Below are 18,123 nucleotides of genomic sequence, written 5' to 3' on the forward strand. Positions count from 1 at the left end.
ATCATGTCCGTGCTCCTCTCCCCGGCGCCCGCCGCCGGCCACCCGGCCAGCCGCCCTGCTCCCGCCGCGCCACCCGTGCGCAAGCCTGACCTGATCCGCGACGACGCCGGCGCCCTCCAGGCCGCGCGCCGACTTGCCGCCCGGTTCGCCCCCGAAGCCACGCTACGCGACCGCGAGCGCCGCCTGCCGTGGGCCGAACTCGACGAGTTCAGCGCCAGCGGCCTGTGGGCCATCACCGTGCCGCCCGAATACGGCGGCGCCGGCGTCTCCAACGTAACGCTGGCCGAGGTGGTGGCCACCATCGCCGTCGCCGACGGCTCGCTCGGGCAGATCCCGCAGAATCATTTCTACGCGCTGGAGGTATTGCGCGTGGGCGGCAGCGACGCACAGAAGCGCTATTTCTACGAGCGAGCGCTGGCCGGCGAGCGCTTCGGCAACGCGCTTGCCGAGATCGGCCATAAGGATTTCAAGCGCCGCACACGGCTGACTCCCGACGGTGACGGCTGGCGCGTGGACGGCAAGAAGTTCTACTGCACCGGCGCGCTCTACGCACACTGGATCCCCACGCTGGTGGTGGCCGACGAAGCCGGGCGCGACGTCACCTACCTGGCCTTCGTGCCGCGCACGGCGGACGGTGTGTCGATCACCGACGACTGGGATGGCTTCGGCCAGCGCGTGACCGGCAGCGGCTCGGTGTCGTTCGACAACGTGCGCGTCGAAGCCGCATGGGTGGTGCCCTTCCTCGCCTCGTTCGAGAAGCCCACCACCATCGGCCCGGTGGCGCAGATCCTGCACGCAGCGATCGACCTGGGCATCGGCCGCGGCGCCTTCGAGGCGACCCTGCCCTTTGTGCGCGAGCGCGCCCGCCCCTGGGTGGATGCCGGCGTGGCCAGGGCTGCCGACGACCCGCTCACGATCCAGCAGGTCGGGGACGTGGCGGTGCGCATACGCGCTGCCGAGGCGCTGGTACGCCGCGCCGGCCGCATCGTCGATGCCGCCCAGGCAGCGCCCACCGAGCGCAGCGTGGCCGAGGCCTCCATCGCCGTGGCCGAGGCGCGCGCGCTGACCACCACGGCATCGCTGCTGGCTGGCAGCAAGCTGTTCGAGCTGGGCGGCACCGCTGCCACGCTCGACAATCTGGGGCTCGACCGCTTCTGGCGCAACGCACGCACCCACACCCTGCACGACCCGGTGCGCTGGAAATATCACGCCGTCGGCAACTTCTACCTCAACGACCGGCTGCCGGTCCGGCACGGAGCGCTGTAATGGCCAGCAAGCAGATCCTGCTCAACGCTTTCAATATGAACTGCGTCGGCCATATCAACCACGGCCTGTGGACGCATCCGCGCGACCGCTCCACCGACTACAACACGCTCGAATACTGGACCGGCCAGGCGCGCACGCTGGAGCGCGGCCTGTTCGATGGCCTTTTCATCGCGGACATTGTCGGCGTCTACGACATCTACCAGGGCAACGTGGACGTGACGCTGCGCGAGTCGATCCAGCTTCCGGTCAACGATCCGCTGCTGCTGGTGCCGGCCATGGCGGCGGTGACGCGGAACCTGGGCTTCGGCGTGACCGTCAACCTGACCTACGAGCAGCCTTACCTGCTGGCGCGCCGCTTCTCCACGCTGGACCACCTGACGCGCGGACGTATCGGCTGGAATATCGTCACCGGCTACCTGGACAGCGCGGCGCGCGCCATGGGCCTGGACGGCCAGGTCGCCCACGACGAACGCTACGACCGCGCCGACGAATATCTCGACGTGCTCTACCAGCTCTGGGAAGGCAGCTGGGAAGACGGCGCCGTGCGGCGCGACAAGGCCGCGCGTGTGTTCGCCGACGCTGCGCGCGTGCACAAGGTGGCGCATCAAGGCAAGTACTACAAGGTGGAGGGCTACCACCTGGCCGAACCATCGCCACAACGCACGCCGGTGCTGTTCCAGGCTGGCAGCTCCGGACGCGGCCAGCGCTTTGCCGCGCGCCATGCCGAATGCGTGTTTATCTCGCCGCCCAGCCGCGAGGCCGCGCGGCAGACCGTGAAGGCGCTGCGCGAGCAGCTGGTGCGCGCCGGCCGCCGCCCCGACGACATCAAGGTCTTTGCCGGCGCCGCCGTGGTGCCCGGGCGCACCGCCAGCGAAGCTCGCCAGAAGTTCGCCGAGTACAGGGACTACGCCAGCCGCGAAGCCGGGCTGGCCCACTTCGCCGCCAGCACCGGTGTGGACTTCGGCAAGTACGACCTGGATGCGCCAGTGGACTACGGCGGCGGCAATGCCATCGAATCCGCCACCCGCACGGCGCAGCAGCACGGATGGACGCGCCGCCGGCTGCTGGAGCTGTTCGAACTGGGCGGACGCTACCCCGCCATCGTCGGCGATGCGCAGCAGGTGGCAGACGAGCTTCAGTCCTGGGTGGACGAGACCGGCATCGACGGCTTCAACCTGAGCCGCACGGTGGTGCCCGAAAGCTATGAGGACTTCGTCGACCTCGTGGTGCCGGAGCTACAGACCCGGGGCATCTACAAGACCGCATATGCCGAGGGCAGCCTGCGCCGCAAGCTGTTCGGCGAGCAAGACCGGCTGCCGGCGCGGCACGCGGCGGCGCAGTTCCGGCGCCCCCCGGACTAAGCGATGAACTTGCTTGATCCAACACCCAGATTCGTCCACAGAAACCGACTCTCTCCAACGCAACCCCGATCATGAAACTGAAGACCCTGCTCCTTTCCGCCTTCGCCAGCTTCACCGTGGCGCTCACCGCGCAGGCGGCGCACGCCGCACCGCTGCGCATTGGCGTTACCCCCGGTTCCCTGGCCGACTCCGTGCAGGTTGCCGCCGCCGAGGCCCGCAAGCAAGGCCTCGATATCAAGGTGGTGGAGCTGACCGACTGGACCACGCCCAACGTGGCGCTGGCCGCCGGTGACCTGGACCTCAATTACTTCCAGCACCAGGCCTTCCTGGACAACGCCGTCAAGGAACGCGGCTACGCCTTCAAGAGCGTCGCGGTGGGCGTGCTGCCCAACATCGGCCTGTACTCCACCCGGATCAAGCGCTTCGATGAGCTGAAGGAAGGCGCCCGCGTGGGCGTGGCCAACGACCCGGTCAACCAGGGCCGCGGGCTATTGCTGCTGCAGAAGGCGGGCCTCATCAGGCTCAAGGATGGCGTGGGCGCGCGCGGCGGGCTGGACGATATCGTCGCCAACCCCAGGAAGCTGAAGTTCGTGGAAGTCGAAGGTCCGCAACTGGTGCGCGCGCTGGACGACGTAGACCTGGCGCAAGGCTATCCGGCGCACTTCGTCAACGCCGGCAAGCCGCAGATCGCCGGCGCCGGGCTGCTGTACTCTGGCATCGACGATCTGTACTTCGCCATCCGCTTCGTCAGCCGCCAGGCCAACGCCACGGATCCGCGCATCGCGCGTTTCGTCAAGATCTACCAGGAGTCGCCCGCCGTGCGCCAGCAGTTGAGCACGTCGTTCGCCAACAACGAAAAGCTGTACAGCCTGCCATGGCTGAAACGCTGATGGCTACGGGCGCCGACACCATGCACTCGCCAGCCACACTGCAACGCAGCGGACACCCGGCTGCAGCGCGCGCAGCGGGCGGCCACGCCGCGCCACGGTCTGCAGCGCTTCCAGCGACTACTGCTGCCGACGACGCCCCGGGGATCGGCGCCGTGACCTTCGAGCACGTCGGCAAGGTCTATCGCGCCCCGGCGGGCGATGTCCATGCACTGCAGGACATCGACGTGGCGATTCCCGCCGGCGGCATCTTCGGGATCATCGGCCGCAGCGGCGCCGGCAAGTCCAGCCTGCTGCGCACCATCAACCGGCTGGAGTCGCCCACCAGCGGCCGTGTGCTGGTGGACGGACGCGACATTGCCCGACTGGACCAGCGCGGCCTGGTGGCGCTGCGGCGACGCATCGGCATGGTCTTCCAGCACTTCAACCTGCTGTCGGCCAAGACCGTGTGGGACAACGTCGCGCTGCCGCTCAGGGTAGCCGGCGTACCGCGCGCGGAAATCGACCGGCGGGTGGAGGAGTTGCTGGCGCTGGTGGGCCTGGAAGGCAAGCGCAGCGCCTACCCCGGGCAGCTTTCCGGCGGGCAGAAGCAGCGCGTGGGCATTGCGCGCGCGCTGGTGCACCGGCCGGAGATCCTGCTGTGCGACGAGGCTACTTCCGCGCTCGACCCCGAGACCACGCAGTCGATCCTTGCCCTGCTGCGCGATATCAACCGCCGCTTCGGCCTGACCATCGTGCTGATCACGCATGAGATGCGGGTGATCCGCGATATCTGCGATCACGTGCTGGTGCTCGAAGCCGGCCACATCGCCGAGCTGGGCCCGGTCTGGCAGGTGTTCGGCAACCCGCGCCACCCTGCCACCCGCGCGCTGCTGCAGCCTCTGCAGGCCGCTCTGCCGGAAGACCTGGCGCGCCTGCTGCAGTTGCAGCCGCCGGCGCACGGTGCGGCCGAGCAGTTGATCGAGCTGCACTACACCGGTGGCGACGCAGGCGCCGAAAGCAGCGCGCCGGAACTGGCCACCATCGTCGCAGCGCTGGGCGGGCGCGCCCGCCTGCTGCAGGCGGGCGTCGACCGCATCCAGGGCCATACCCAGGGCCGCCTGCTGCTGGCCGCGAAATTTGCCGGCGGCGGCATTCCCGCCGAGGCCCTGGCCACGCTTGCACTGTCCCAACCTCCCAAGGTGCTCGGCTATGTCCCCGCTGACGATTGAACGTATCTGGCAAGGCCTGTTCGACACCTTCACCATGGTCGGCGCGTCCTCCATGGTGGCGGTAGCGCTGGGCATTCCGCTGGCACTGGTGCTGGTGGTGAGCGCGCCGGGCGGCGTGCTGGAATCGCCGCGGCTGCATCGCGTGCTGGGCAGTGTAGTCAACGGCTTCCGCGCCACGCCCTTTATCGTGCTGCTGGTGGCGCTGCTGCCGTTCACGCGGCTGGTGGTGGGTGCGACCATTGGCGTGTGGGCCGCGGTAGTACCGCTCTCCATCAGCGCCACCCCGTTCTTTGCCCGCATCGCCGAGATCAGCCTGCGCGAGGTGGACCGCGGCCTGGTCGAAGCGGCCCAGGCCATGGGCTGCCAGCGCTGGCATATCGTCTGGCATGTGCTGCTGCCGGAGGCGCTGCCCGGGATCATCGGCGGCTTCACCATTACCGTGGTGTCGCTGATCGGGGCTTCGGCCATGGCCGGCGCGGTGGGCGCGGGCGGGCTGGGCGATCTCGCCATCCGCTATGGCTACCAGCGCTTTGACACGACGGTGATGGCGGTGGTGATCGTGTTGCTGATCGGGCTGGTCAGTGTGGTGCAGTGGCTGGGCGATCGTACGGTGAGGTGGTTGCAGGCGCCCTGAGCGGATTTGCGCAGCGCAAGTCAGAACCGGACGCTCCGGGCTGTCTTTAGAAATGCGGATTTCTTCGTTTTCATTCCCGTGGCGTCCTTTCATAGTGTGGCTGATGGCTATAGACAGTTGCCATTGCCCCGCAACCATGCGCTGTGCAAGCAAGCCAGCGCAATCCCAGCGGGGCTCAAGCCCGGCACAAGGAGAAGAACGCCATGACGACTGCACTGGAAGAACGAATCGCGCATCCCGCGCTGCAAGCTGCCCGCGACGTTGCGCGCTCCGCCGGCCTGCCCTATGCCGGCAGCATCTCGCCGCGACAGGCGTGGGAGTTGTTCAACGCCGGCCACGCGCTGCTGGTCGATGTCCGCTCCCTGGAAGAGCGAACCTTTGTCGGCCATGTGCCGGGCAGCCTGCACGTGCCCTGGGCGACGGGCACCAGCCTGACGCGCAATCCCCGCTTTGTGCGCGAGCTCGAAGCCAGAACCGGCAAGGACGCGGTGGTGCTCCTGCTATGCCGCAGCGGCAACCGCTCCGCGCTCGCCGCGGAGGCGGCAACCAAAGCCGGCCTCGCCCACGTCTACAACGTGCAGGAAGGCTTCGAGGGCGATCTCGACGAACAACAGCGGCGCGGCGGCCTGGGCGGCTGGCGCTTTCACGGCCTGCCATGGTCGCAGCAGTAGCCGCCTCACAGGCATAAGAAGAAGGAATAGTCAGCAATGGCGAACTTTGACGTCGACGAAATCGTCCAGGCCCTGCAGCAGGTACGCCGGCAATGGCGCGAGGGTCAGCAACGGTTGCTGGAGCCGGGCGGCCGGGACCTGCCCTCGCGCGAAGCGCTGGCCCAGATCGTGGCGGCACTGAAGGGCGCGCTGTTTCCGATGCGCCTCGGCCCGCCGGACCTGCGCCAGGAGAGCGAGGATCTGTATATCGGCCATTCGCTCGACGCGGCGCTGCACGCGCTGCTGACCCAGGCGCGCCTGGAGCTTGCCTACACCTCCCGCCACGCCGAGCGCGAGGCTCCCGAGATCGAGGCCCGCGCGCTGGCGGCGGTGCGCGACTTCGCCGCCAGCCTCCCGCAGATCCGCATCTTGCTCGACAGCGACGTGCTGGCGGCCTACCACGGCGATCCCGCCGCCGGCAGCGTCGACGAGGTATTGCTGTGCTACCCCGGCGTGCTGGCGATGATCCATCACCGCCTGGCCCATGCGTTGTATCAGCTCGGCCTGCCGCTGCTGGCCCGCATCGTGGCCGAGCTGGCGCATGCCGAAACCGGCGTCGATATCCATCCTGGCGCGCGTATCGGCAGCGGGTTCTTTATCGATCATGGCACCGGCGTCGTGATCGGCGAAACCGCCATCATCGGCGAGCGGGTGCGCCTCTACCAGGCCGTCACACTGGGCGCCAGGCGTTTTCCGCGCGATGCCGCGGGTCACCTGCAAAAGGGTCTGCCGCGCCATCCCATTGTCGAAGACGATGTGGTGATCTATGCCGGCGCGACCATCCTTGGCCGCATCACGCTGGGCCGCGGCGCGGTCATTGGCGGCAATGTGTGGGTCACGCAGGATGTCGCGCCCGGTGCGCATGTCACGCAGGCGGTATCGCGCAGCGAGGGCGAACCTGCCCGACCCTTTGCGGAGGCTGCGCTGCCATGAACGACCTTGTCCGTACGCTGGGCAGTGCCGTGCGCGAGCTGCGCGAAGCCCATGGCTGGTCGCAGGAAGCGCTGGCCGAGCATGCCAGCCTGAACCGCTCCTACGTGGGCGAGATCGAGCGTGGCAGCGTGATCGCCTCGATCGTCACGGTGGAAAAGCTCGCGCTGGCGCTCGGCGTTCCGATCGCATGGCTGCTTGGCGCCAGCCATGGCGCGACGCCGGACCTGCCTCGGCAGGCCAGCGTGGGTGGTAGCCGCTAGCGTGTCCTCACCCGCAGGGCGGTTTTGCCGTCTATAGCCTGTTGAAGGCCGCCATGACGGCTTTGATAATCGCCCTGCGCATAACCTTCCCTGTTTTTCTCATATCAACCAGGAGTTCTACATGTCGGCATCAGCAGGCGGCCAGACCGCGCTCGGCGATAACGCAGCACGGCAACTAGCCAACGCGACCAAGACCGTTCCCCAACTCGCGTCGATCACGCCGCGATGGCTGACGCATTTCCTGCAATGGGTCCCGGTCGAGGCGGGCATCTATCGCCTGAACAAGGTGCAGAACCCAGAAACCGTGCAGGTGGCCTGCACCCAGCGCGACAGCGAGGGCCGCCTGCCCCGCACCTTCGTCGACTACGAAGAGCAGCCGCGCGAGTATTTCCTGAACGCGGTCAGCACCGTGCTCGACGTGCACACGCGCGTGTCGGACCTGTACAGCAGCCCGCACGACCAGGTCAAGGAACAGCTGCGCCTGACCATCGAAACGATCAAGGAACACCAGGAAAGCGAACTGATCAACAACCCGGACTACGGCCTGCTGGCCAATGTGGCCGAAGAGCAGCGGATCTTCCCGCTGACGGGCGCGCCCACGCCGGACGATCTCGACGAGCTGCTCGGCAAGGTGTGGAAGGAGCCCGCGTTCTTCCTCACGCATCCGCAGGCGATCACCGCCTTCGGGCGCGAATGCACGCGCCGGGGCGTGCCGCCGCCCACGGTCAGCCTGTTCGGCTCGCAGTTCATCACGTGGCGCGGCATTCCGCTGATTCCGTCCGACAAGGTGCCGGTGGCCGACGGCAAGAGCAAGATCCTGCTGCTGCGCGTGGGCGACAAGCGCCAGGGCGTGGTCGGGCTGTACCAGCCCGGCGTGGCCGGCGAACAGGGGCCGGGATTGTCGGTGCGCTTCATGGGCATCAACGACCAGGCCATTGCCTCCTACCTGATCTCGCTGTACTGCTCGCTCGCGGTGCATGCGCCGGACGCGCTGGCGGTTCTCGATGACGTGGAAATCGGCAAGTACCATGACTACCCTGACACCTACAAGTAATCCGGGCGCAAGCATTCCGGCAGCGCCGCAGGTGCCGGCCGGCCTGCCCGATCCTGCCGCGCTGGCGCGGCTGGCGGGGGCCTTCTTCGCGGCCTTGCCCGGCAAGCCGGCCGACCATGCGCCCGAGCTTGCCCCCGCGCTCGCGGTGGCGGGCAATCCCGCGCCGGCCGGCTCGCCGCTGGCGGGCCCGGGCGGCACCGGCACCGGCGTGCCCGGTGCGGCCATCCCGCAAGGCACGGTGCCGGGCGCCAACCTGGCGCCGGCCGCGCCCACTCATGTGCTGTCGCTAGGCAACCGCACGCCGGCGCTGCTGCCGAGTGCGGCCGCGCAGAACGGCCTGGCCGATACCGTCACCACCGTGGCGCCCGCGCTGGACAGCCGTTTCGGCGGCGCCGCGCTGGGCGTGCCGCCGCTCGCCGACGCTTCGCCCGGGCCGGGGCAGGCGGCAAGCGCCTATTATTTCCTCGACACCGCGGGGCTTGCGTCGCGCAGCGGCGCGGGCAGTCTCGACCACATCGCCCTGCCCGACGCGAGCGGAGTGCCGCGCCTGGTACCGCAAGGCGTTGGCCATGGCGACGGCTCGCCGTGGGCGGCTGCGCCGTCGGGCGCGCCGTTCGATGTGCACGCCGTGCGGCGCGACTTCCCGATCCTGCAGGAGCGCGTCAATGGCCGGCCGCTGGTGTGGTTCGACAATGCCGCCACCACGCACAAGCCGCGCCAGGTGATCGAGCGCATCTCGCATTTCTATGCGCACGAGAACTCGAATATCCACCGCGCCGCGCATGCGCTGGCGGCACGCGCCACCGATGCCTACGAGGCGGCGCGCAGCAAGGTGCAGCGCTTTATCGGCGCCGGCTCGCCCGACGAGATCATCTTCGTGCGCGGCGCCACCGAGGCGATCAACCTGATCGCCAGGACCTGGGGAATAAGCAATGTGGGCGAAGGCGACGAGATCATCATCTCGCACCTGGAGCATCACGCCAACATCGTGCCGTGGCAGCAACTGGCCGCACAGGTCGGGGCCAGGCTGCGGGTGATACCGGTGGATGATTCCGGCCAGGTCCGGCTCGACGAGTACCGGCGCCTGCTGAACCACCGCACCCGCATCGTGGCGGTGACGCAGGTCTCCAATGCGCTGGGCACGGTGGTGCCGGTCAGGGAAATCGTCGAACTGGCCCACCGCGCAGGCGCCAGGGCGCTGGTTGACGGCGCGCAGTCGGTCTCGCACATGCGCGTGGACGTGCAGGCCATCGACGCCGATTTCTTCGTGTTCTCGGGCCACAAGATCTTTGGCCCCACCGGCATCGGCGTGGTCTATGGCAAGCGCGAGATCCTGGAGCAGATGCCGCCCTGGCAAGGTGGCGGCAACATGATCGCCGACGTCACCTTCGAGCGCACCGAGTTCCAGCCGCCACCCAACCGTTTCGAGGCAGGCACGGGCAATATCGCCGATGCGGTCGGCCTGGGCGCCGCGCTGGATTATGTGGATCGGGTCGGCATCGACAAGATTGCCCGTTACGAGCATGACCTGCTCGACTATGCCACCCGGCTGCTGGCGCCTGTGCCAGGGGTGCGGCTGATCGGCACCGCGCGGGACAAGGCCAGCGTGCTGTCGTTCGTGCTCAAGGGCTATCAGACTGAGGAAGTCGGGCGCGCGCTCAATGAGGAAGGCATTGCCGTACGCTCGGGCCATCACTGCGCCCAGCCCATCCTGCGCCGCTTCGGCGTCGAGGCCACGGTGCGTCCCTCGCTGGCGTTCTACAACACGGCGGAGGAAGTGGATCATTTCATCTCGGTGATCCGCCGCCTTGCGGGCCGCCGCTGACCCGCGCTGACCCGCGCTGACCCGCGCTGACTCGCGCTGACTCGCGCTGACTCGCGCTGCGGTCTGGTCAGCACTCTGTCCCGCCAGGCTCTCCGGCGGGATTTTTTTTGCTCACTGATGCCTTGCCGGCCGCGCCACGCTCTCCCGCAAAAAAATCCGCGCTTGCATATCCGAAATCATTAGTTCCTCCGGGCGCCACCGCCTTTCTACACTGACGCCAACTTGTCATAACAAGATATGGCGCCCCAATGAAGAACCGAATTGCCGCGGCACTGCCTGCCGCGCCCGCGGCCCTGCCGATCGCCCTGCCCCTCTATACGCAGATCAAGGATGCATTGCGCGGGCGCATCCTCGACGGCACCTATCCCCCGCATCACCAGATGCCCTCCGAGAGCGAGCTGGGCGCAATGTTCCAGGTCAGCCGCATCACCGTGCGGCAGGCGCTGGGTGACCTGCAGAAGGAAGGCCTGATCTTCAGGATCCACGGCAAGGGCACCTTCGTGTCCAGGCCCAAGGCGTTCCAGAACGTCACCTCGCTGCAAGGATTTGCCGAGGCGATGTCGAGCATGGGCTATGAAATCCTGAACCTGTTGCGCAGTTGCAAGCGCGTACCCGCCACCCGCCAGGTTGCGCAGCGGCTGAACCTGCGCGAAGGCGACCCGGTGGTGGAGATCAAGCGGGTGCGCCTGCTCAACCGCGAGCCGGTGTCGCTGGAACTGACGTGGATTCCGGAGGCGATCGGCAAGCGCCTCATCCATGCCGACCTGACCACGCGCGATATCTTCCTGATCCTGGAGAACGATTGCGGTATCCGGCTTGGCCATGCCGACCTGCGCGTCGATGCCATCCTTGCCGACGAAGACCTGACCCAGGCGCTGCGCGTACAGGAATGCGCGCCGGTGCTGCGCATCGAACGGCTGACCCACGACGCGCAAGGCGCGCCGATCGACTACGAATTCCTCTACTTCCGTGGCGACGCCTTCCAGTATCGCCTGCGCGTGGACCGCCACAAGGCGGTGCCGGCCGCCGCGGCCGCATCCGCATCCTCCCCCACATCCGCATCTCCCACACCCGCCATGAAACCCGCCAGGGCCGCCAGACGCGAGCCATCGCACACAGCCGCCGGCAAAGGGAAACCGACATCATGAACACCATCACTCACGTGTACGACATCGTCGTCGTTGGCGGCGGCACGGCCGGCCCCATGGCCGCGATCAAGGCCAGGGAGCGCAATCCCTCGCTGCGCGTCCTGTTGCTCGACAAAGCCAACGTCAAGCGCAGCGGCGCCATTTCGATGGGCATGGACGGCCTGAACAATGCCGTCATTCCCGGCCATGCCACCCCGGAGCAATACACCCGGGAAATCACGGTGGCCAACGACGGCATCGTCAACCAGTCGACGGTCTATGCCTACGCGCGCCACAGCTTTGCCACCATCGAGCAACTGGATCGCTGGGGCGTCAAGTTCGAAAAGGACGAGACCGGCGACTATGCGGTCAAAAAGGTCCACCACATGGGTTCCTACGTGCTGCCGATGCCGGAGGGGCACAACGTCAAGAAGGTGCTGTACCGCCAGCTCAAGCGTGCCCGCGTGGAGATCACCAACCGCATCGTGGCCAGCCGCGTGCTCACCGATGCCAGCGGCGCGGCCTGCGGCGTGATGGGCTTCGACTGCCGCACCGCCGATTTCCACGTGATCCGGGCGGGCGCGGTGATCCTGTGCTGCGGTGCCGCCGGGCGCCTCGGCCTGCCCGCCTCCGGCTACCTGATGGGCACCTACGAGAACCCCACCAATGCCGGCGATGGCTATGCCATGGCCTATCACGCCGGGGCCGAACTGGCCAACCTGGAATGCTTCCAGATCAATCCGCTGATCAAGGACTACAACGGGCCGGCATGCGCCTATGTGACCGGGCCGCTGGGCGGCTATACCGCCAACGGCAAGGGCGAGCGCTTTATCGAATGCGACTACTGGAGCGGCCAGATGATGTGGGAGTTCTACCAGGAACTCCAGGGCGGCAACGGCCCGGTCTTCCTCAAGCTCGATCACCTGGCCGAGGAAACGATCCGTACCATCGAGACCATCCTCCATACCAATGAGCGGCCCAGCCGTGGGCAGTTCCACGCCGGGCGCGGCACCGACTACCGCAGCCAGATGGTGGAGATGCATATCTCGGAGATCGGCTTCTGCAGCGGTCACAGCGCTTCGGGCGTGCATGTCAACGAGCGTGCCGAAACCACCGTGCCGGGGCTCTACGCGGCCGGCGACATGGCTGCCGTGCCGCACAACTACATGCTGGGCGCCTTCACCTATGGCTGGTTCGCCGGCCAGAATGCCGCCGACTATGTGGCCGGCCGCGCAAAGGCGCCGGCCGATCCCGGCCAGGTGGCGGCCGAGCGCGCCCGCATCTTTGCGCCGCTCGGGCGCGAGCATGGCCTGCCGCCGGCGCAGGTGGAGTACAAGCTGCGCCGCATGGTCAACGACTACCTGCAGCCGCCCAAGGTCACGCGCAAGATGGAGATCGGCCTGCAACGCTTTGCCGCGATCGCGCAGGACATCGAGCAGATGCGCGCGGACAATGCGCATGAACTGATGCGCGCCGTCGAGGTAATGGCCATTCGCGACTGCGCCGAGATGGCGGCGCGGGCCTCGCTGTTCCGCACCGAGAGCCGCTGGGGCCTGTACCACCATCGCGTCGATTACCCCCGGCGCGACGATGACCAGTGGTTCTGCCATGCCATCCTGAAGAAGGACGACACCGGCCGCATGGCGAGCCACAAGCGTCCGGTCGAACCGTACATCGTCCCGGTCGCGGGCGAAGAAGCGACCGCCTACCAGCGGCTGCGCACGCGGCACGGCAGTGCCGCAGCGTCGCTCGCCACCGTCTAGAGGAATCGCCGCCATGGCCTACACACCACGCGAGATCGCCCTGCGCAGCAGCGCGCCTGTCACCATCGACGAAGACCTCTGCATTGCCGACAAGGGCTGCACTGTCTGCGTCGACGTCTGCCCGATGGACCTGCTGGCCATCGACCTGAGCAAGGGCAAGGCTTATATGCGGTTCGACGAATGCTGGTACTGCATGCCCTGCGAAGCGGACTGCCCGACAGGCGCGGTCAAGGTCGCGATTCCGTACCTGCTGCGCTGACTCAACGCTTTTTTCCTTGCCCCCGCCCCCATGCGTGCACGCGTTCGCCAGATGCGGCGGACCCTAGCCTATCCCGGCACTGACAGATGAGAGGAAACCAGTGAAAGCACCCACCAGCATCATGCGGCTCCTGCTGGCCGCCCTGAGCGCCACCGCCCTGGTCAATGCGGCCGGCGCGGAGACCATTCGCGTCGCCATCGGCACGCAGGACACCACCATCAACTGCGCCACCGGCGGACTGCTGATCCGCGAGCTCAGGCTGCTCGACAAGTACCTGCCGCGTACCGGCAAGTACAAGGACGTGAGCTACGACGTGCAGTGGAAGAACTTCACGTCCGGGCCGCCGCTGACCAACGAGATGGTGGCCGACAAGCTCGATATCGGCGCCATGGCCGACTTCCCGGGCTCGCTCAATGCCGCCGCCTTCCAGAAGGCCGGCAAGAGGAGCCTGTTCATCGCGCCGCTTTCAGGCAGCGCCATCGGCACCGGCAACGGCGTGGTGGTGCCGGCGGATTCGCCGATCCAGTCGCTGGCGGAGCTCAAGGGCAAGACCATCTCGGTACCGTTCGGCTCCACCGCGCACGGCATGCTGCTGCGCGCGATCAAGCGGCAGGGCTGGGACCCGGACAAGGACGTGACGCTGGTGTCGCAGGCGCCGGAAGTGGGTGGCTCGGCGCTGCAGGCGCACAAGGTGGATGCGCATGCGAACTTCGTGCCGTTCGCGGAGCTGTTCCCCTTCCGTGGCTTCGCGCGCAAGATCTACGACGGCGCCCAGGCCGACGCCCCCACCTTCCATGGCGCACTGGTCAACGCCGACTACGCGCAGAAGTACCCGGAGATCGTGGTGGCCTACCTGCGTGCCGCGATCGAGGCCGACCGGCTGCTGGCGGCGGAGCCCGAGAAGTACAGCGAGCTGATCGCCAGGGTGACGGGCATCGACGCCGAGGTGAATTACCTCTTCCATGGCCCGCTCGGCCTGCAGAACCGCGACTACACCTGGAAGCCGGAATACCGCAAGGCATTGCAGACCTCGATCGAGACGCTCAAGCTGCTCAAGCGCACCGACACCGACCTGAACGCCGACAGCGTGATCGACGACCGCTATATCCGCGAGGCGTTCAGGCAGGAAGGGCTGGACTACGCTGCGCGCCTGAAGTCCTACGACAAGCAACTGCTCTCGGCCAGGGATGCCGACAGCGGCAAGGCCATCGCCGACCCCAGGCTCGCCGCGCAGCTCTGGCTGCAAGGGGAAGCCAGGGTGCGCGCCTACACCGCGCCGGCTGCCGCGTTCGCCGCGCTCCGGCAGGCTGGCAAGGAAGGGAAGAAGGCACGCGTGCTGTATGTGCATGACCGCAACACGGGCCTCAAGCTGCTGGCCGACAAGGCGTGGTATGTACAGGACAGCAAGGGCCAGGTCAGCGCCTTCCTGCTCAAGGGCTCGGCCGATGCCTGGGCCGGCACCCATGGCGGCAACGTGCGCGACTTCGCGGCGGTCAGCGGCGTGGGCGGCACCGGCGCCGTTGCCGTGGCCAGCCGCTGAAAGGGAGCGCGCCCATGACCTCTGTCAGCCTTGAAACGCTGGCGCCCGCCGCGGCGGGCGAAACACCCCCCGCCACCATTGGCGCGGCGCGTGTGCGCGCCACGCGGCTGCTGCTGCGCGCGGCCGCGCTGGCCGCCTGCATCGGCCTGTGGCAAGTGGCTTCCTCTCAGCGGCTCCACCTTGGCATCGTCACCTTCGCCAATGTGCCGGCGCCCGGGGATGTGGTGCCGGCCGCCTGGCAACTGCTGCAATCGCCCAAGCTCATGCTGCACCTGGCCAACAGCCTGTACCGCGTGTTTGCCGGATTCGGCGCGGCGGCACTGGCCGGCATCCTGCTCGGGCTGGCGATCGGCCGCTCGCGCTGGCTGGAAGACCTGCTGATGCCGCCGCTGGAGGTGCTGCGGCCCATCCCCGGCGTGGCCTGGATACCGCTTTCGATCCTGATGTTCCCCTCCTCGGAGCTGAGCATGATCTTCATCACCTTTATCGGCGCGCTCTTTCCCGTGCTGCTCAATACCATCCACGGCGTGGAGCGCACCGACCCGCGCCTGGTCGCCACCGCGCGCAGCCTGGGCGCACGGCGCGGCGCGGTGTTCGCCGAGGTTCTGCTGCCCGCCGCCCTGCCCAGCATCGTCACCGGGCTGGCCATCGGCATGGGTACCTCGTGGTTCTGCCTGGTCACGGCGGAGATGATCGCCGGGCAATACGGCATCGGCTACTACACGTGGGAAGCCTACAACCTGCAGAACTATGCGGACATCGTGGTCGGCATGCTGCTGATCGGCGCGTTCGGCATGGGCAGCAGCGCACTGGTCAAGCGCCTGGGCGCCTGGCTGATGCCATGGACGCAGTTGCAGGGAGCGCGGGCATGAACTCCGCCACGCATTCCGGCACGCACGGACATGTCCAGGTCAAGTCCCTGGACGTGGCGCTAGGCAAGGGCGCCAGCCGCTTCACCGCGGTACGCCAACTCTCGGTCGACATCCCGGCCGGACAGTTCGTCTGCATTCTCGGCCCGTCCGGCTGCGGCAAATCCACGCTGCTGGGGGCCGTTGCGGGGCACCTGCCAGCCGCGGCCGGCGAGATCCTGCTCGATGGCGAAACCGTCCACGGGCCCGCTCCCGAGCGCGGCCTTGTGTTCCAGCAGCACACGCTGTTTCCGTGGAAGCGAGTGGTCGACAATGTCGCCTTCGGCCTCAAGATGCGGGGCGTAGCGCCTGCCGCGCGCAAGCGCCAGGCGCTGGACTTGCTCGAGCTGGTCGGGCTGAAAGGCTTCGCGCACCGCTATCCCGCCGAGCTCTCCGGCGGCATGCAGCAGCGCGTGGAGATCGCGCGGGTGCTGATCAACCGTCCGCGCGTGCTGCTGATGGATGAGCCCTTCGGCGCGCTGGACGCCCAGACCCGCGCGCATATGCAGGCCTTGCTGCTCGATGTATGGACCGAGCTGCGCACCACCGTCGTCTTTGTCACCCACGATGTCGACGAGGCGCTGTTCCTCGGCGATCGCGTGCTGGTGATGTCGCAGCGGCCAGGGCGCATCCTGGAAGACATCCAGGTTCCGTTCCCGCGGCCGCGCCGCGCGGCGTTGCTGACCGACTATGCCTTTGTCCACCTCAAGCGCCATTGCCGCGAACTGATGCGCGACGGCTATCAGGGCGGACCGCTGCAGCCCTTCTCCCGCCCCGCTGCCTCCGCCGCCGCCCTGGCGGACTGACAAACCACAACCCTTCTACCTCGTCTATGTCGTACCCTTTTTTCGATTCCGTTCCTGCCGACCTGTTGTCCCGGCTGGATGATCCCGACCCGGTGGTGCGGCGCGTCGCCGTACTGCAACTTGCCGACCTGGAGGACGAGGCCGGCGTGCCGCTCCTGGTGGAGCGCCTGCAATCGGATTCCGCCGCCGCCGTTCGTGCGGAGGCCGCGCGCGCGCTTTCCAGCTGGGAGGAGGCGCATGTCGTGGTGGCCCTTGCCGCCGCACTGGCCGACGACGCGCGCGAGGTGGGCGAGGCCGCGGCGCAAAGCCTGTGCGAGCTGAAGGATCCCGCATCGGGTCCGGCGTTGTTGCCGTGGGTGGGGCATGCCGATGCCTTCATCCGTGCGTCTGCCTGGCGCGGGCTGCGCGAGCTGCGCTATAGCGGCTGCCTTGCACCTGCGCTCGCCGCACTGGCCGACCCCGCGGCCCAGGTGCGCCGCGAAGCGGTGGCGGTACTCGGCTGGCTCAAGGACGATGAGGCGCTGCACGCGCTGGCGCGGCTGGCTGCGCAAGACGTCGATGCCGAGGTGAGGCGCGCCGCTACCGGCGCGCTCGGGCTGGCGGCCGGCCCGGAGGTGCTCGGTGCGCTGTTGGCGGCGTTGCGCGATGACGCATGGCCGGTGCGTGAAGAAGCCGCGCTGACCCTCGGCAAGCTCAAGCTCGACGCAGCCGGCCAGGCGCTGACGGCGGCGCTGGACGACAGCTACTGGCAGGTTCGCCTGCAGGCGGCCAGGGCGCTCGGCAAGCTGCGATGCCAGTCGGCCCTGGCACCGCTGGCGGCATTGCTCACGCATGCCATCAGCAATCTGCGCAAGGAAGCGGCGCTCTCGCTCGGCAGCCTCGGCAATGAGGCGGCCCTGCCCGCGCTGACGACTGCCGCCGGCGACGCCGACCCCGAAGTGCGCAAGGCGGCGCGCATCGCGCTCGCGCAGATCGGCACGTCTTCTGCGGCGGCGTGACCGGCAACAGGCTCCGTTCCGGCTGGAACTCGACCCGCGCGCCGGCCGGCACAACCGATCGCCGAGCGGCGTCCGCAGGAACAGTCCGGTCAGATCGACGGATTCACCTGACCGGCTGCCCGATGGCAAGCAGATTGCCCTCGCTGTCCCTGAACCAGGCACCTTTCTCGCCGACACCACCCTTGGATGGGTAGTTTCCCTGGACCTCGGCAATCCCATTGACGGTCTTGAGGCCGGGAAGATCGTATTCCTCGAATGCGATTCCCCGCTGCCGCAGCTCACTGACGGTTGCCTGAATGTCATCGACCTCCCAGGCCATTTGTGTATGACTGCCAGAGGCCGAGCCGGCCGACTGGAAGAGTACGAAGTAGCTGTTGCCGCACTTGTAGCGGAGGCCACCCGGCCGTTCCTCGACCGGCTCAAGACCGAGTTTGCTGGCGTAGAAGGCTCTCGCCCGTGCCAGGTCTTGCGCAGGAATCCTGGTCGCGACGTCACTGTCTTGAAGCATGGAGAATCCCCCTGGTTGCGGCTGGACCGTTGCAATGCGATGCGTCTAGCATAGGCGTACGCCGGGCGCTGAA

The 18,123-nt window shown here is 67.8% G+C and carries 18 protein-coding genes; 17 read left to right on the plus strand and 1 reads right to left on the minus strand.

All coding sequences use genetic code 11. The features are described from left to right. Positions 1-3: 3 nt before the first annotated feature. The 17 genes from AB1I47_RS06465 to AB1I47_RS06545 all read left to right on the plus strand — a co-directional run bounded on the left by AB1I47_RS06465 (position 4) and on the right by AB1I47_RS06545 (position 17,542). The gene (locus tag AB1I47_RS06465) at positions 4-1,266 is read left to right on the plus strand and encodes an SfnB family sulfur acquisition oxidoreductase (RefSeq protein WP_354682942.1); all 1,263 of its coding nucleotides are present in this window, start codon (positions 4-6) and stop codon (positions 1,264-1,266) included. Next, positions 1,266-2,627, plus strand: coding sequence for an LLM class flavin-dependent oxidoreductase (locus AB1I47_RS06470; protein WP_354682943.1), 1,362 nt, complete (start codon positions 1,266-1,268; stop codon positions 2,625-2,627). The genes AB1I47_RS06465 and AB1I47_RS06470 overlap by 1 nt, the downstream gene beginning before the upstream one ends. A 71-nt stretch (positions 2,628-2,698) precedes the next feature. Then, positions 2,699-3,517 (plus strand): MetQ/NlpA family ABC transporter substrate-binding protein, encoded by an 819-nt coding sequence (locus tag AB1I47_RS06475; protein WP_354682944.1) that lies wholly within the window; start codon positions 2,699-2,701, stop codon positions 3,515-3,517. Next, positions 3,517-4,725, plus strand: coding sequence for a methionine ABC transporter ATP-binding protein (locus AB1I47_RS06480; protein ID WP_407935802.1), 1,209 nt, complete (start codon positions 3,517-3,519; stop codon positions 4,723-4,725). Before AB1I47_RS06475 ends, AB1I47_RS06480 begins: the two co-directional genes overlap by 1 nt. Next, positions 4,706-5,359: a methionine ABC transporter permease gene (locus AB1I47_RS06485; protein ID WP_354682946.1), complete on the plus strand. Its 654-nt coding sequence runs from the start codon at positions 4,706-4,708 to the stop codon at positions 5,357-5,359. The genes AB1I47_RS06480 and AB1I47_RS06485 overlap by 20 nt, the downstream gene beginning before the upstream one ends. Positions 5,360-5,562: 203 nt before the next feature. Beyond that, complete coding sequence (locus AB1I47_RS06490; protein WP_354682947.1) at positions 5,563-6,030, plus strand: rhodanese-like domain-containing protein; 468 nt, start codon at positions 5,563-5,565, stop codon at positions 6,028-6,030. 36 nt (positions 6,031-6,066) lie between these two features. After that, on the plus strand, positions 6,067-7,002 hold the full coding sequence (epsC, locus tag AB1I47_RS06495; RefSeq protein ID WP_354682948.1) for a serine O-acetyltransferase EpsC: 936 nt from the start codon (positions 6,067-6,069) through the stop codon (positions 7,000-7,002). After that, complete coding sequence (locus tag AB1I47_RS06500; protein WP_354682949.1) at positions 6,999-7,262, plus strand: helix-turn-helix domain-containing protein; 264 nt, start codon at positions 6,999-7,001, stop codon at positions 7,260-7,262. The genes epsC and AB1I47_RS06500 overlap by 4 nt, the downstream gene beginning before the upstream one ends. A gap of 121 nt (positions 7,263-7,383) precedes the next feature. After that, entirely contained in the window at positions 7,384-8,316 is a 933-nt protein-coding gene (locus tag AB1I47_RS06505) for a family 2A encapsulin nanocompartment shell protein (protein WP_354682950.1), read from the plus strand. Continuing rightward, positions 8,291-10,141, plus strand: coding sequence for a family 2A encapsulin nanocompartment cargo protein cysteine desulfurase (locus tag AB1I47_RS06510; RefSeq protein ID WP_354682951.1), 1,851 nt, complete (start codon positions 8,291-8,293; stop codon positions 10,139-10,141). The genes AB1I47_RS06505 and AB1I47_RS06510 overlap by 26 nt, the downstream gene beginning before the upstream one ends. A 248-nt stretch (positions 10,142-10,389) precedes the next feature. Continuing rightward, positions 10,390-11,289 (plus strand): GntR family transcriptional regulator, encoded by a 900-nt coding sequence (locus AB1I47_RS06515; protein ID WP_354682952.1) that lies wholly within the window; start codon positions 10,390-10,392, stop codon positions 11,287-11,289. Next, positions 11,286-13,031, plus strand: a complete 1,746-nt coding sequence (locus AB1I47_RS06520) for a fumarate reductase/succinate dehydrogenase flavoprotein subunit (RefSeq protein WP_354682953.1) — start codon at positions 11,286-11,288, stop codon at positions 13,029-13,031. Before AB1I47_RS06515 ends, AB1I47_RS06520 begins: the two co-directional genes overlap by 4 nt. Before the next feature lie 13 nt (positions 13,032-13,044). After that, on the plus strand, positions 13,045-13,290 hold the full coding sequence (locus AB1I47_RS06525) for a 4Fe-4S dicluster domain-containing protein (RefSeq protein ID WP_354682954.1): 246 nt from the start codon (positions 13,045-13,047) through the stop codon (positions 13,288-13,290). Positions 13,291-13,390: 100 nt separating this feature from the next. Next, entirely contained in the window at positions 13,391-14,830 is a 1,440-nt protein-coding gene (locus AB1I47_RS06530; protein WP_407935799.1) for an ABC transporter substrate-binding protein, read from the plus strand. A gap of 14 nt (positions 14,831-14,844) precedes the next feature. Next, the gene (locus tag AB1I47_RS06535; RefSeq protein WP_354682955.1) at positions 14,845-15,702 is read left to right on the plus strand and encodes an ABC transporter permease; all 858 of its coding nucleotides are present in this window, start codon (positions 14,845-14,847) and stop codon (positions 15,700-15,702) included. Next, on the plus strand, positions 15,699-16,544 hold the full coding sequence (locus tag AB1I47_RS06540) for an ABC transporter ATP-binding protein (protein ID WP_354682956.1): 846 nt from the start codon (positions 15,699-15,701) through the stop codon (positions 16,542-16,544). The genes AB1I47_RS06535 and AB1I47_RS06540 overlap by 4 nt, the downstream gene beginning before the upstream one ends. Positions 16,545-16,570: 26 nt before the next feature. Continuing rightward, positions 16,571-17,542 carry a HEAT repeat domain-containing protein gene (locus tag AB1I47_RS06545; RefSeq protein WP_354682957.1) on the plus strand — a complete coding sequence of 324 codons (972 nt, stop codon included), beginning with the start codon at positions 16,571-16,573 and terminating at the stop codon, positions 17,540-17,542. A 103-nt stretch (positions 17,543-17,645) separates the two neighbouring features. On the opposite strand, the gene AB1I47_RS06550 is transcribed toward AB1I47_RS06545, so the two are convergent. Continuing rightward, a complete protein-coding gene (locus AB1I47_RS06550; protein WP_354682958.1) occupies positions 17,646-18,050 on the minus strand; it encodes a VOC family protein in 405 nt (134 codons plus the stop codon). Positions 18,051-18,123 lie beyond the last annotated feature (73 nt).

This window comes from Cupriavidus necator (genome assembly GCF_040578825.1).
GTDB lineage: Bacteria > Pseudomonadota > Gammaproteobacteria > Burkholderiales > Burkholderiaceae > Cupriavidus > Cupriavidus necator_E.

Excerpts from the sequence above, each read along its gene's own strand:
- AB1I47_RS06465 (WP_354682942.1), top strand. The coding sequence starts at position 4 with ATGTCCGTGCTCCTCTCCCCGGCGCCCGCCGCCGGCCACCCGGCCAGC.
- AB1I47_RS06470 (WP_354682943.1), top strand. The coding sequence starts at position 1,266 with ATGGCCAGCAAGCAGATCCTGCTCAACGCTTTCAATATGAACTGCGTC.
- AB1I47_RS06475 (WP_354682944.1), top strand. The coding sequence starts at position 2,699 with ATGAAACTGAAGACCCTGCTCCTTTCCGCCTTCGCCAGCTTCACCGTG.
- AB1I47_RS06480 (WP_407935802.1), top strand. The coding sequence starts at position 3,517 with ATGGCTACGGGCGCCGACACCATGCACTCGCCAGCCACACTGCAACGC.
- AB1I47_RS06485 (WP_354682946.1), top strand. The coding sequence starts at position 4,706 with ATGTCCCCGCTGACGATTGAACGTATCTGGCAAGGCCTGTTCGACACC.
- AB1I47_RS06490 (WP_354682947.1), top strand. The coding sequence starts at position 5,563 with ATGACGACTGCACTGGAAGAACGAATCGCGCATCCCGCGCTGCAAGCT.
- epsC (WP_354682948.1), top strand. The coding sequence starts at position 6,067 with ATGGCGAACTTTGACGTCGACGAAATCGTCCAGGCCCTGCAGCAGGTA.
- AB1I47_RS06500 (WP_354682949.1), top strand. The coding sequence starts at position 6,999 with ATGAACGACCTTGTCCGTACGCTGGGCAGTGCCGTGCGCGAGCTGCGC.
- AB1I47_RS06505 (WP_354682950.1), top strand. The coding sequence starts at position 7,384 with ATGTCGGCATCAGCAGGCGGCCAGACCGCGCTCGGCGATAACGCAGCA.
- AB1I47_RS06510 (WP_354682951.1), top strand. The coding sequence starts at position 8,291 with ATGACTACCCTGACACCTACAAGTAATCCGGGCGCAAGCATTCCGGCA.
- AB1I47_RS06515 (WP_354682952.1), top strand. The coding sequence starts at position 10,390 with ATGAAGAACCGAATTGCCGCGGCACTGCCTGCCGCGCCCGCGGCCCTG.
- AB1I47_RS06520 (WP_354682953.1), top strand. The coding sequence starts at position 11,286 with ATGAACACCATCACTCACGTGTACGACATCGTCGTCGTTGGCGGCGGC.
- AB1I47_RS06525 (WP_354682954.1), top strand. The coding sequence starts at position 13,045 with ATGGCCTACACACCACGCGAGATCGCCCTGCGCAGCAGCGCGCCTGTC.
- AB1I47_RS06535 (WP_354682955.1), top strand. The coding sequence starts at position 14,845 with ATGACCTCTGTCAGCCTTGAAACGCTGGCGCCCGCCGCGGCGGGCGAA.
- AB1I47_RS06540 (WP_354682956.1), top strand. The coding sequence starts at position 15,699 with ATGAACTCCGCCACGCATTCCGGCACGCACGGACATGTCCAGGTCAAG.
- AB1I47_RS06545 (WP_354682957.1), top strand. The coding sequence starts at position 16,571 with ATGTCGTACCCTTTTTTCGATTCCGTTCCTGCCGACCTGTTGTCCCGG.
- AB1I47_RS06550 (WP_354682958.1), bottom strand. The coding sequence starts at position 18,050 with ATGCTTCAAGACAGTGACGTCGCGACCAGGATTCCTGCGCAAGACCTG.